The 12,934-nt window shown below is 46.3% G+C and carries 9 protein-coding genes; 6 read left to right on the top strand and 3 right to left on the bottom strand.

The features are described 5' to 3' along the window. Window positions 1-340: 340 nt before the first annotated feature. The 4 genes from QUB64_RS21195 to hsdR all read left to right on the top strand — a co-directional run bounded on the left by QUB64_RS21195 (window position 341) and on the right by hsdR (window position 5,927). Complete coding sequence (locus QUB64_RS21195) at window positions 341-688, top strand: GIY-YIG nuclease family protein (RefSeq protein WP_333274752.1); 348 nt, start codon at window positions 341-343, stop codon at window positions 686-688. A 26-nt stretch (window positions 689-714) separates the two neighbouring features. Further along, the gene (locus QUB64_RS21190; RefSeq protein ID WP_333274749.1) at window positions 715-1,968 is read left to right on the top strand and encodes a restriction endonuclease subunit S; all 1,254 of its coding nucleotides are present in this window, start codon (window positions 715-717) and stop codon (window positions 1,966-1,968) included. Next, the gene (locus QUB64_RS21185; RefSeq protein ID WP_333274746.1) at window positions 1,965-3,383 is read left to right on the top strand and encodes an ATP-binding protein; all 1,419 of its coding nucleotides are present in this window, start codon (window positions 1,965-1,967) and stop codon (window positions 3,381-3,383) included. Before QUB64_RS21190 ends, QUB64_RS21185 begins: the two co-directional genes overlap by 4 nt. Before the next feature lie 99 nt (window positions 3,384-3,482). Beyond that, window positions 3,483-5,927, top strand: a complete 2,445-nt coding sequence (hsdR, locus tag QUB64_RS21180) for an EcoAI/FtnUII family type I restriction enzme subunit R (protein ID WP_333274743.1) — start codon at window positions 3,483-3,485, stop codon at window positions 5,925-5,927. A 231-nt stretch (window positions 5,928-6,158) separates the two neighbouring features. Here the strand turns inward: hsdR and QUB64_RS21175 are convergent, their stop codons facing one another. Continuing rightward, on the bottom strand, window positions 6,159-7,643 hold the full coding sequence (locus tag QUB64_RS21175; protein ID WP_333274740.1) for an acyl-CoA synthetase: 1,485 nt from the start codon (window positions 7,641-7,643) through the stop codon (window positions 6,159-6,161). Between the two features lie 407 nt (window positions 7,644-8,050). Here QUB64_RS21175 and QUB64_RS21170 point away from each other — a divergent pair, with 407 nt between their 5' ends. Beyond that, window positions 8,051-10,312, top strand: coding sequence for a DUF1796 family putative cysteine peptidase (locus tag QUB64_RS21170; protein WP_333274736.1), 2,262 nt, complete (start codon window positions 8,051-8,053; stop codon window positions 10,310-10,312). Here QUB64_RS21170 and QUB64_RS21165 read toward each other — a convergent pair. Together QUB64_RS21165 and QUB64_RS21160 are read right to left on the bottom strand one after the other, a co-directional pair. Then, window positions 10,281-10,442 (bottom strand): hypothetical protein, encoded by a 162-nt coding sequence (locus QUB64_RS21165; protein WP_333274733.1) that lies wholly within the window; start codon window positions 10,440-10,442, stop codon window positions 10,281-10,283. The two genes, QUB64_RS21170 and QUB64_RS21165, sit on opposite strands and share 32 nt — an antisense overlap. Window positions 10,443-10,909: 467 nt before the next feature. Beyond that, window positions 10,910-11,902, bottom strand: a complete 993-nt coding sequence (locus QUB64_RS21160; RefSeq protein ID WP_333274729.1) for a Rieske 2Fe-2S domain-containing protein — start codon at window positions 11,900-11,902, stop codon at window positions 10,910-10,912. A gap of 55 nt (window positions 11,903-11,957) precedes the next feature. Here QUB64_RS21160 and QUB64_RS21155 point away from each other — a divergent pair, with 55 nt between their 5' ends. Further along, entirely contained in the window at window positions 11,958-12,755 is a 798-nt protein-coding gene (locus QUB64_RS21155; RefSeq protein WP_333274726.1) for a TetR family transcriptional regulator, read from the top strand. The last annotated feature ends 179 nt before the right edge of the window (window positions 12,756-12,934 follow it).

Here is a 12,934-nt window from a genome sequence, read left to right as displayed (position 1 = left end):
AGATGAGATGAGATCAGATTAGATCAGATGAGGACTGAGCGAAGTCGAAGTCCGGTTTTTACAGAGGGATGGCTTCGACTTCGCTCAGCCAGCTAGAGATTTCCCTCAGCCCATTAGAGCTCGGGATTAACAACACAAGATAAGATGAGATGAGATCAGATTAGATCAGATGAGGACTGAGCGAAGTCGAAGTCCGGTTTTTACAGAGGGATGGCTTCGGCTTCGCTCAGCCAGCTAGAGATTTCCCTCAGCCCATTAGAGCTCGGGATTAACAACAAAAGATAAGATGAGATGAGGACTGAGCGAAGTCGAAGTCCGTTTTTTACAGGAGGTTATAACCATGCCCTATATGTATATTCAGGAATGTGCTGATGGCTCCTTCTATACTGGAAGTACAAAAGATTTACCACGTCGTTTGTGGCAGCATCAAAATGGGTTGGGGGCTAATCATACACAAAAGCGACTACCTGTAAAATTGGTATATGCTGAGTATTTTGATCGTGTAGCGGATGCTTTTTATCGGGAAAAGCAGGTTCAGGGTTGGAATCGAAGGAAAAAAATTGCTCTGATGGAGAGTAACTGGGATCGCCTTCATATTTTGGCGGAGTGTCAGAATGATTCGCATTATAAAAATGCTGGTTTCGACTCTGCTCAACCAGCAACTGAGGCTCAAACAGCAGAGGATTAGACGGCTCATGATAATTAGGGGATGTTATGCAGTTGACAGTAGATTGGAAGATTAAAATGCTTGGAGAGATTGCTGAGGTTCAAAGTGGTGGTACACCTCTTAAAGCAAACAATGAGTATTGGTCTGGAGATATTCCGTGGTATACTTCAGGTGAACTGAATGAGACTTTCACAAAGGTATCTAAAAGCTTCATCACCAAACAAGGACTTGATCGATCCAATGCGAAAGTTTTCCCAAAAGGTTCATTGCTAATTGGAATGTACGATACTGCTGCTTTAAAAATGTCTATTTTAGATAGAGATGCAGCATTCAATCAGGCAATAGCTGGTGTAAAAGCAAATGAAAATATCGATATAAAATTTATTTTGTATGCTATAAATACTGGAAGATTTAAAATACTTAACCAAAGACGTGGAGTAAGACAAAAAAATCTAAGTCTAGCGAAAATAAAAAATATCAGTTTACCAGTCCCACCCCTCCTCGAACAAAAGCGGATTGTGGCGATTTTGGATGAGGCATTTGAGGCGATCGATCGCGCGATCGCCAACACCGAAAAAAACCTCGCCAACGCCCGCGAACTCTTTGAAAGCTATCTGAACGCCATCTTTACTCAGAAAGGCGATGGGTGGGTAGAGAAGAAGTTAGAGGATATTTGCTCTATAAAACATGGATTTGCTTTTAAGGGTGAGTTTTTCACTGCTGAGGAATCTGATTATATATTGTTAACACCTGGGTGTTTTTATGAAATTGGTGGTTACCGTAATCAAGGTGAAAAGACAAAATACTATGTTGGAGAGATTCCAGATACATACATTCTCAAAAAGGGAGATTTTATTTTGGCAATGACAGAGCAAGCAATTGGACTTCTTGGCAGTTCTCTAATAGTTCCAGAGTCAGATAGGTTTTTACATAATCAACGTCTGGGTCTTGTGCAAGTTACCAATGATTTTGAATGGTACAATGATTTTTTCTTCCATCAGTTCAACACTAGATTTTTTAGAGCAGCAGTTCAAAGCAGTGCTTCAGGGATAAAAGTCCGACATACCTCTCCTAAAAAATTAGGTATTATATCAGTTTGCTTTCCACCAACTATTGCTGAACAAAAGGTTGTTGCAGATAATCTGAACGAACTATACACCGAAACCCAACGTCTCGAAGCCATCTACCGCCAAAAACTCGCCGCCCTCAAAGAACTCAAACAATCCATCCTGCAAAAAGCCTTTACAGGCGAACTCACCGCAGACACCCCGAAAACTGCTGAGGAGGAAATTGCCGCATGATGACCCTTGAAACCCTTGAACAATGGCTCAATGCACCTGCTGAAACCGAGAACCTTGAATTTAAAGAAGCCAAGCAGCAATTTAATAAAGTTGACTTACTCAAGTATTGTGTAGCATTAGCCAATGAAGGAGGTGGATATCTAGTTTTCGGCATAACCAATAAGCCACCACGTCGAGTTGTAGGTTCCCAAGCTTTTCCATCACAGACTTCCTTGAATCAAATTAAATCCCTTATTGTAGAAAAACTTAGATTCCGCGTAGACGTAACAGAATTAGCCCATGTCGATGGTCGAGTATTAGTCTTTGAAATACCACCTCGTCCTGTAGGGCAAGCATATACATTTGATGGTGCATACTTGATGCGATCTGGTGAAGATTTACGCCCGATGACACCAGATGTACTCAAGAGAATTTTTGCAGAAGACCAACAAGATTGGTTTTGCCAACCTGCTCGATCTGAAGCCAGTCCTGATGATGTAATCAACCTTTTAGATACTCAATCATACTTTGAGCTGCTAAAAATTCCCTATCCAACTACCCGCGATGCAGTCCTTGATAGATTAGAAAACCAAAATTTAATTCAAAAAACAGTACAAGGTTCGACAATTACCAACCTAGCCGCTATGCTTTTGGCAAAAAAACTGGATGCCTTTTCCCCTGCATTGGCTCGTAAAGCACCCCGTGTCGTCATCTACGAAGGTATTAATAAGCTACAAACCCGTGACGATAAGACAGACAATCGAGGATATGCCGTTGGCTTTGCGGGGTTAGTGGATTTTGTCCACTCAGCAGCACCGCAAAATCGCTTTATCGAGGAAGTTGTGCGAGAAGAAGTGAAGATGTTCCCGGAACAGGCTTTAAGAGAACTTATTGCTAATGCGCTAGTACATCAGGACTTTCTAGCGACGGGAGCTTCAGTGATGATTGAGATGTATAGCGATCGCATAGAGATATCTAATCCTGGCATCCCACCCATTAAGGTAGAGCGATTTATTGATGAATATCGCTCCCGCAACGAACAACTCGCCGACCTCATGCGACGTTTTGGTATATGTGAAGAAAAAGGCAGCGGCATTGACAAAGTTGTCAGCGCAGCAGAGGTTTTTCAACTACCCGCACCAGATTTTCGAGTAGGTGACACACGCACCACCGCAGTGCTGTTTGCTCATCAAGATTTCGCCGAAATGAGCAAAACAGACCGAATTCGAGCTTGCTACCAGCATTGCTGTCTGCTGTACGTCAGCAATCAACGGATGTCTAACCAAACTCTACGGGAGCGGTTTCGTCTAAGTGAGTCACAGACAGCAACCGTTTCTCTGATTATCAAAGCTACCAAAGAAGCTGGCTCGATCGAGACAGACGAATCTGAATCAACCTCTACCCGTTATGCTCGCTACCTGCCTTTTTGGGCATAAAAGTGCTTTAAAGCAAACCGAGATCGATGACTCTCAAAACCTGAAACCCTTGCAGAATATACAAAAAAGTGTTTTAACGCAAACCGAGATGACCTAACCATGAACGAAGCCGAAACCCGCGCCGAACTAATTGACCCCGCCCTGAAAGCCGCAGGCTGGGGAGTTGTCCCCGACAGCTACATCCGTCGCGAAGTTACGATCGCCCCCGGTCGCCTAGTAGGTGATGGGAAACGAGGAAAGCGGAAGTATGCTGATTACGTTCTGGTGTATCGCCATCAAAAGCTAGCCGTCATCGAAGCCAAAAAACGCGATTCACCAGACACCGAAGGCGTGGGACAGGCGAAGCAATACGCTGAAAAGTTGCAAACCCGTTTCAGCTACTCTACCAACGGCACCGGCATCTACCAAATCGATATGCACACTGGGGCAGAAAGCTACATCACCCAGTATCCCAGCCCGGATGAACTGTGGGATGCTACTTTTGCCCAAACCAACGAGTGGCGCGATCGCTTTTCTGCCATTCCCTTCGAGGATAAAAGCGGCACTTGGGAGGCGCGATACTACCAATACAACGCGATCGCTAAAGTCTTAGAGGCGATCGCATCCGGGCGCGATCGTATTCTGTTAACAATGGCAACCGGAACAGGGAAAACCTTCGTCGCCTTTCAACTCGCCTGGAAAATATTCCACAGCCGATGGAACCTCAGCCACCGACCAACTGTTGGTGAGCGAAATCGAACCATCCGCCGCCCTCGAATTTTGTTTTTAGCCGATCGAAATATTCTCGCCAACCAAGCCTTTAACGCCTTCTCCGCCTTCCCCGAAGATGCTCTCGTCCGTATCGACCCCGACAGCATCCGCAAACGAGGCAGAGTTCCCAAAAATGGCAGCGTCTTTTTTACCATCTTTCAAACCTTCATGACTGGGAATGTTGATTTCGACTCCGCTCAATCAACAGAAAATCAAGCTCAATCAACACAAGAAATGAAAGCTCAATCAACACAAGAGATGAGAGCTGAGCGAAGCCGAAGCTCGGTAAAATACAACTTCAGCGACTATCCGCCCGACTTCTTCGACTTCATCATTATCGATGAATGTCACCGAGGCGGAGCGAATGACGAAAGCAACTGGCGCGGCATCCTAGAATACTTCTCCCCCGCCGTACAGCTAGGACTCACCGCCACCCCCAGAAGAAACAATAACGCCGACACCTATGCTTATTTTGGCGAACCTGTTTACACCTACGCCCTCAAAGACGGCATCAACGATGGATTTCTCACCCCCTTCAAAGTCAAGCAATTTGAAACCACACTTGATGAATATACCTATACATCGGACGATATTTTAATAGAAGGGCAAGCAGAAGAAAACAGACGTTACACCGAAGCCGATTTTAACCGCATCATCGAGATTAAAGAACGAGAACAATATCGTGTCAGGCTGTTGATGGAAAGCATCGACCAAAATCAGAAAACCCTGGTTTTTTGTGCCAGCCAAGACCACGCGCTCGCAGTTCGAGACTTGATAAACCAGATGAAAATTAGCACCGCTCCAAATTACTGCGTTCGCGTCACTGCTAATGATGGCAAACTTGGCGAACAGTACCTGAGCACCTTTCAGGACAACGAGAAAAGCATCCCGACCATTCTCACGACTTCCCAAAAACTATCAACTGGGGTTGATGCGCGGAACGTTCGCAATATCGTGTTAATGCGACCCATCAATTCTATGATTGAATTCAAACAGATTATCGGTCGCGGTACGCGGCTTTTTGAAGGAAAAGACTATTTCACGATTTACGATTTCGTAGAAGCTTATCAGCATTTTAATGACCCCGAATGGGATGGCGAACCGGAAACCCCGACACCGATTATCCCCAGAGAAACACGCCCCCGTTCAAACGGAGATGACGGAGAAATAGACAATTTTGGGATGAGGGAACCAACCCGCCCTCAAAAAGTCAAAATCAAACTTGCAGACGGTAAAGAGCGCACCATACAGCACACGATGGCGACTACTTTCTGGAGTCCAGACGGCAAACCAATGTCAGCCGCAGAATTTATCGAGCGCCTGTTTGGCGAAATCCCACAACTATTCAAAAATGAAGACGAATTAAGAGCAATCTGGAGCCGCCCTGACACTCGCAAAGCTCTGCTGGAGGGACTCGCAGAGAAAGGTTACGGTAACGAACAACTTACCGAAATTAGTCGCCTGATCGATGCTGAAAACAGCGATTTGTATGACGTGCTGAGCTATATTGCCTATGCTGCTAAACCCGTTAGCCGTCGAGAGCGAGTTATCGCTCATAAGGCGTTGATTTTCTCGCGTTATTGCAGCAAACAGCAAGAATTTCTTGACTTCGTGCTGGAGCAATATATCAAAGAAGGAGTCGGGGAACTCGATCGATCTAAATTATCTCCACTACTGGTGTTAAAGTATCATACTGTGGGCGATGCTCAGGAAGAACTAGGGAGCATTCCGCATATAATTGAAGTATTTATTGGGTTTCAGCAGTATTTGTATGCACAGAACAGGGCCGCTTGATTCGACAGATGGCTAGCCCTGGGATACAGTAGCCGATCGCACTCTCGTTATATTTCGATGGGCTGGGTTTAAGGTAATGCGATCGGCAAAACGATCGCTCACAATGACAAAACAACCTTAACTGAACTGTATTGGGGTATAAGTTGAGAAACTCTGGAGTTGACCCCATCCTGTAACCGCCGTTAGCAAAAAACGTCGGTTTTACTCAACAGCCTTCGACTATAACGAAGCTCAAGCAAATAGCTGAATCACTGTCGGCTTCGTCACTTTTCCCATCGCATTTCGAGGTAATTCTTCAAGTATCAAAATTTTGGTTGGTACTTTATAAACCGCCAGTCGCTCTTTTGCCCAACTCCTGAATGATTCTAATGTTAAACTAGGCTGCGATCGCAATACCAGCGCAGCACAAACCCGCTCACCCCATTCTAGATCCTCAATCCCCACCACCGCACATTCTGCAATTTCTGGATGCGATCGCAATACTTCCTCAATTTCCAAAGCTGAAACTTTATAGCCTCCGGTTTTGATGATGTCTACACTCATCCGTCCGAGAATGCGGTAATTGTCATTTTCGACTACCGCCAAATCTCCAGTACAAAACCATCCATCTCGGAAGGTTTTAGCCGTTGCTTCCGGGTTTTGCCAATATTCCAAAAACACTCCGGGGCCTTTGACTTGGATTTCTCCTGGTGTCCCTGGTGCGACTGTATCTCCACTTTCATCGACTAATCGCACTTCCACCAAAGGTAGAGGTTTTCCCACAGATCCAGCCGCCCGTTTACCATGTAAAGGGTTGGATAAGGCCATACCAATTTCCGTCATCCCATAGCGTTCTAGCAGAAAATGATTGCTAATATTTTGCCACTTTTCTAATACTTGAACTGGTAATGCTGCGGAACCAGACACCATCAGGCGCATTTTTGCACAACTTTCCGATCGGCTTTTTTGACGATCGCCCGAAGCCGTTTCCCAAGCAGCAATCAACTTTACATAAATTGTCGGTACTGCCATAAATAAGGTTAAATCGCCTTCACCAATTCGATTCCAAACGGTTTCAGCATCAAATTTGCTCAACATATGACACTGGGCCCCTGCCCATAAAGCACAGGTTAATACATTGACAATTCCGTGGATGTGGTGTAAGGGGAGTACGTGGAGAATGCGATCGCCCGATGTCCATTCCCAAGCATCAATTAAGCTAGTTACTTGAGCTTGAATATTGTGATGAGTGGTGACTACACCCTTGGGTTTTCCAGTGGTACCGCTGGTGTAGAGAATTAAGGCGCGTCTGGTAATATCGACTGCTGGGAGAGGACTAATCTGACTTGGGAGAGTTTCTGAGGTGATGATAAATCGGAGGTTGTGCGATCGGGTGATCGGGCGCAATAGCTCCTCAAAATTGGGATGAGCAACAATCGTTGATGCTCCAGAATTGAGGATAACATACTCTAATTCTGGTCGCGGGTGGGACACGCACAGAGGTACGGCGATACCGCCAGCGCGCCAAATTCCCCATTGAGTAGCCACATACTCAAAGCCAGAAGGGATGAGAAAAGCAATTCGCTGTTCCTGTAAATCGGTGGCATTCTCCAGCAGATTTGTTGCTATTTGACTGGATGCGTGCAGCAAATCCCCATAGGTATAGGTTGCTTCGTTGGTGGCGATCGCAATTTGGTCTTTGTGTTCTAGAACACGATCGATCAATGGGAGATTCATGTTGCTTTACCGATTTAGGGCTGATTTAGTGATTGTTCGGATAAAATAAGTCGAAATTTATTGTAATAGAACTTAGGCTCACAAATCAGGTTGATGCCAAAAGTGTTTGCTTGGACGATCGGATATCTACCCAGAAAGCTGTTAATTTTATTGCTATATCAAGGATGCAATTCGATGCAACCCTTTGGGTATAAAAATCAAGAATGCGGGCAGCCTTAGTGGTGCACCACTACCCCCGAACGCTTCGCCCCTACACAATCGTGAGGAATGCTGGAGCGAAGAGTATTAATACTATTTAATGTTATTTATAAAACATATTTAAAAAACTGTATGTGGTATTCTCACAGCAACTTTGAGGATTCAGCCTTCCTGTCCGGCATCGCATCTTTAAAATCGGCAAAAAACCTATGTATCGATTCCAGATTATTGGACACACGCAGACGGGCGAATCGATCGCTCTCGTCGGTTCTACCCCCGAATTAGGACTGTGGGATATCACGAAATGCGTACACCTGCGTACAAATGCCGATCGCTATCCTTTATGGTACACCGATATAGACATTGAGATGTCTGTGGAGTTAGCCGATCGCCAGAAAATAGAATATAAGTACGTGTATATTGATGCCAACGGCATCGCAAAATGGGAAGGATTCGGTTTTAACCGCTGGATACCGATCGACCCAGACGCCAAATCCAGCACCCTGGTAGTTGACGATGGCGCCTTTGGTTATTTGCAGCCTTATCCCTTCGGATACCTTGAGGAGCCCGCTGTCAAAATGCCCTCAGTAAAAGCGCCTGAAAATTTAAAAATCGCAGTGATTGGCAGTTCCGTCGCACTAGGCCATAAAGCCTGGATGTTCAATGGTTGGGCTTCCAAGTTGGGAAAAACTTTGCAGGAAAAATACGGGCATCAACTCGTGAATTTGTGTGAAGCGGGGACGAATGTCAGCAGCACGATCGCCCGATTTGCATCAGTTATCGCCCCAGAACAACCAGATATCGTGATTATTGCCCTTTCTCTCGGCAATGAAGGGTTAGCCCACTGTCGCCCCCACGAACGACGGGCGGCCCAACGCCGGTTTGAAAGCGGTTTGCAGCAGTTGGTGAAAATGACGCGGGCACTGGGAGCACGTCCGATTTTAGGCGCTGTCTATCCCCACGGCGATTATCAGCCGGAACATTATTGGCTGCTGCGAGATACCCACCAACGGATGCTGAATTGGGGCGTTCCGATCCTGGATTGGTTGGGAGTGTTGGATGATGGACAGGGACGCTGGAAACCTGGCATATCCTTCGATCCGGCTCACCCTAACACGATCGGTCACAACCTGATGTATGAGACGATCGATCTAAGCTGGTTCGCGATCGACAAAGACGAATTAGCACGAGAAAAACAATACTTTTGGCAACCGCAAGAAGTTCTAGTTTACTGGGACACTGAAGGTTTTCAAGTCTCTGGTTGTGTGGAAGAAAAGCATTTGCGGATTGTCAATCCATCACCGAACAATTACACAATCGCTCCCTATTGGCAAGAAATGCAAACTGCACTGCAATCGAAAGCAGGATTGATACCGGGGATCTACATTGCCAAAAATCCCCAACCAGGGACGCCATCTTTCTTTGCAGTACAAGAGAATGGCGCGATCGAAACTACACTAGAAATTCCCGCCGGCGCCAAATTGGAATACACTGCTGCTTTCAATATTTTTGCGCCGAACAACTCACAACTGTTGTTCTATGACGGACATTTGGGGATTTTGAAAGAGGACGACCGGCGCCTTTGGATTATCAACGAATCAGACAAAGAATACAACATCCAACCCATGTGGAAGGAAGTACGCGGCATACTGAAATCGATGCCATCAGGTGTCTATGACGATCCGCTGCATCCCGACGCACCTTTTCGCACGATGATGATTGGGAAAGATGGGCTCGAAAGCCGAGTGAAAGCACCGCCTAAGTCGGCTGTTTTGTTTCAATATAAATGTCAATTATCTGATATCAGCCGTGTGGCGATTTTGCCGCTGGGCGATCGCTGTGCCGTGCGGATGATGCTGTATAAAATGGAGTACGATGGGCCCGCTTTTCCCTTCGATCTAACGCGCACTACCAAGATTGCAGATGTGGCTGATGCGATCGAAAGCCGTTTTTATGATATGTGGAATCCTGCTTGTCTCCACTACAGTGCTGAAGCTGGCAGAATCTATCACAGCAAGTGGTCTGGTCTTTCTTTTGCTCATGAAGTTGAGGATACAGACGATCCTGTTAACGATATGTCTCCGGTATACGAACGGATGCGCGATCGATATACGGCACGTTCTGAGCGGTTTTGGTACGCGCTGGAGCATTGCGACCAAGTGTTGTTTGTCCGCACTGGTATTTGCGATCGCAATGGTGCGATCGATCTAATTCACAAACTGGAGAAACAATGTCAGGGAAAACCTTTTCAATTGATGCTGCTTTCTTTGCAATCTTCCGAGGAGTTTGCAGGTCTTGATAATGTGCTGCATTACAATTATGAGTTTAATCCCGATCGAATGTATGACGATTTGGGACACTGGATGTACTGCACGGATGTGCTGCGAGGGATTTTGGAGTCGATCGGGGTTTCTAGCAAAAACCTGTTTTGGTGTCCGCCTAAGATACCGAAAAATCAGTCAAAAGGGTGAGCAATAGGTTGAGAGAAGGGTGAAGGGCGATCGATTTTCCCCTTCTGATGATGGCTGTGGGGTGGGGTAAAGTGCGATCGCACAATCGATGCAGCAGAGTGGGAGCATGAGGAATAGACTTGCATTGCATAAATCTTTGATGAATACAGTCACCGCAGATTTCAAGCAGATGAACACAGATACACGCAGATAGTTTCCAGATCGGAGAGCTTGGGAGTGCAATGCAAGTCTAATGTCGATCGATCGTGCGATCGCAACATATAGCTTTTGTCAAAAAGATGAGGTACGTTGTTGGGCCCCGGCCCTCTGATAGTGATTGTATAGCAAGGTCGCATCAAAAACTCCATTTACGGTCAGACCTCATATGAGAGATCGAAATGCTATAGCAATCCTAAATGATTTGTGGGACTACTCGTCACCTGGCTCTGCCTGGTAACGCAGATCCGGAGGAAGAGCCTCCATTTTCGCAGGCGAGGCAGAGCCTCTGGACATAGGTTTCCCAGGCGCTTAGCCTCTTAACCAGTTATTGAAAATGATTTAGGATTGCTATATAGTTTCCAACCGAATATCAATATCTGGTGAGACAGTCGCCGAAATTCACTTGGAAAGGTTAGGTTCCACGACATTCGGAAAGCTGGCAAAATTACGTCGCACCCAGTCCATCCCCACTTCGTTGTCGAGTTTAATTTTCTGTGGCGCATCCGCATAAATCTTGCCCAAAATATCTGCATCTTGCTCGACAATAACTTTAGCAAGATTGAGAAAATTTTGCTTCAGCAATCTAAAGACTGGATGCTTCGCTTCGCCAAACATCAATACATAGGTGCGCGTATGGGTTTCAGATTCTGGCACAAAAATATGACATTGCTTGGCTTTTCCGATCGCTACTTGACCGTGCAATACCACCAGCGATGGAAAGAAGTTTTCCAAATGCGCTGAGAGTGTTTGTGGCAATGCCAATAGGGCCGGATTTTTCAGAATGTCTTGCCAACCAGGCTTTTTGCGCGGCATTTCGTAGTGCGCGTGAGAATGATGCCCGTCATCGACAAACTTTTGAAACTGCACTTCTTCAATCTCAAACATCGGTCTGTGGGTGCCGTTTTGGTGGTTGTAATCGTGCATATTGAGCAGCATCGGCAACAGCTTGGTTTTGACGCTGACATCCGCTGTGCAGCCAATAAACTCAAATTCAGCCGCCAACTCATTCAATATCGTCGGGATGGGAATTTTCGGCTCGTATCCCCCATAAGACCAAATGAAATCTCCCTGAATTATCAGGTTTAAGGGTTTCAGTTGAGGCAGTGTTTTCTTGTTCGATCCGGGTAAAACGGTGCAGCCTGCGGCATCAAATTTCAAGGCATGAAACGGACAAACAACTGCACTCGCGCGATCGCCCTGAGGTTCACACCATCCTGCTGACAGCATCGCGCCCATGTGCGGGCAGGCATTTGGTAAGGCGTGGATGTCTCCACCCGCGTCTAGCCACATCACGTAGTCTGTACCGTACAAAGACATTTTTCGGGGTTGATTCACTGTCAGCATCGATTTGTGCGCTAACAACCAGGGCGCACCGGGAAGCATAGACTGCATAAGGTTCTCCGCATTAGTAGGTAAAATTATGAAATATCCGTCGTGTTTTTAGAATATGACAGAACATTCACATTCGTCAAGAAATCTGCGCCGTCAGCCCAAACAGCAGCGAGGGAAAGACCGGGTTGACAAAATTCTGGACGCAGCGGCAGCAGTATTTGACGAAATCGGCTATGGGGCGGCGACGACGCATCTGATTGCGGCAAAAGCAGGAACAGCGATCGGCTCTCTGTATCAATTCTTTCCCGATAAAGCGGCCATTTTTAAGGCGATGGAGTTGCGCCATATCGATCGCGTCAAGCATTTTTGGGAGCAGACAAATACGCCGGAAATTGTCCAGTTACCGCTGCGCGAAATGATTCACGCGATCGCCTCTGCGGTAGCAGACTTATTTGAACACCCGGTGTCGCGCGTGGTTTTTGTGCAATTTTACACTTCCCGCCAAATTTTCCAGTCGATCGATGAAAGCATGACTCAGGAAGCGATTAACTTCATGGCTAGCCTGTTACAGCAGCGGAATTTGGGCTTGAGTCAAGGGCAGTGCAGTCTGTTGGCAGAGGTGTGCGTCCACAGCAGCAATGCGGTAATGCTGGCAGCACTCCGTACCCCCAACCTGCAACACCGCCAGCGGTTGATGGAGGAGATTGAACCCTTGCTGGTGTCGTATTTAGAGCCATATGTTGGGGATGCTCAGTCGAGCAATGTAATGAAAGTAATGATTTGCCCCCATTGTCGATCGGCGCAGCTATCGAAAAATGGGTATCGTAGGGGAAAACAGTGCTATCGCTGTAAGGACTGTGGGAAGCAATTTGTCGAGAAAGTCGGGGGAGCGATCGCACACAACCCAATATGATGGAATTAAGGCTCTGTGATGAATTTTATGTCGCGAATTGTTGCTTGTTACCAGGCTCTGCCTGGTAAGGTAGATCCGGAGGCTCTGCCTCCTTTTAGCTCGCAATCTACAGGAGAGAGGACTGTAGGAAGTGCTTAAGTTATTAACTTTGCGATCGTAAGGCTCTGTGATGAATTTTA

Source organism: Microcoleus sp. Aus8_D2, assembly GCF_036702665.1.
Taxonomy (GTDB): domain Bacteria; phylum Cyanobacteriota; class Cyanobacteriia; order Cyanobacteriales; family Microcoleaceae; genus Microcoleus.
Note: the sequence above shows the minus strand (reverse complement) of the source record. Positions and strands in the feature narration are given on the sequence as shown.

Excerpts from the sequence above, each read along its gene's own strand:
- QUB64_RS21170 (WP_333274736.1), top strand. The coding sequence starts at position 8,051 with ATGTATCGATTCCAGATTATTGGACACACGCAGACGGGCGAATCGATC.
- QUB64_RS21185 (WP_333274746.1), top strand. The coding sequence starts at position 1,965 with ATGATGACCCTTGAAACCCTTGAACAATGGCTCAATGCACCTGCTGAA.
- QUB64_RS21195 (WP_333274752.1), top strand. The coding sequence starts at position 341 with ATGCCCTATATGTATATTCAGGAATGTGCTGATGGCTCCTTCTATACT.
- QUB64_RS21165 (WP_333274733.1), bottom strand. The coding sequence starts at position 10,442 with ATGCAATGCAAGTCTATTCCTCATGCTCCCACTCTGCTGCATCGATTG.
- QUB64_RS21190 (WP_333274749.1), top strand. The coding sequence starts at position 715 with ATGCAGTTGACAGTAGATTGGAAGATTAAAATGCTTGGAGAGATTGCT.
- QUB64_RS21160 (WP_333274729.1), bottom strand. The coding sequence starts at position 11,902 with ATGCAGTCTATGCTTCCCGGTGCGCCCTGGTTGTTAGCGCACAAATCG.
- hsdR (WP_333274743.1), top strand. The coding sequence starts at position 3,483 with ATGAACGAAGCCGAAACCCGCGCCGAACTAATTGACCCCGCCCTGAAA.
- QUB64_RS21175 (WP_333274740.1), bottom strand. The coding sequence starts at position 7,643 with ATGAATCTCCCATTGATCGATCGTGTTCTAGAACACAAAGACCAAATT.
- QUB64_RS21155 (WP_333274726.1), top strand. The coding sequence starts at position 11,958 with ATGACAGAACATTCACATTCGTCAAGAAATCTGCGCCGTCAGCCCAAA.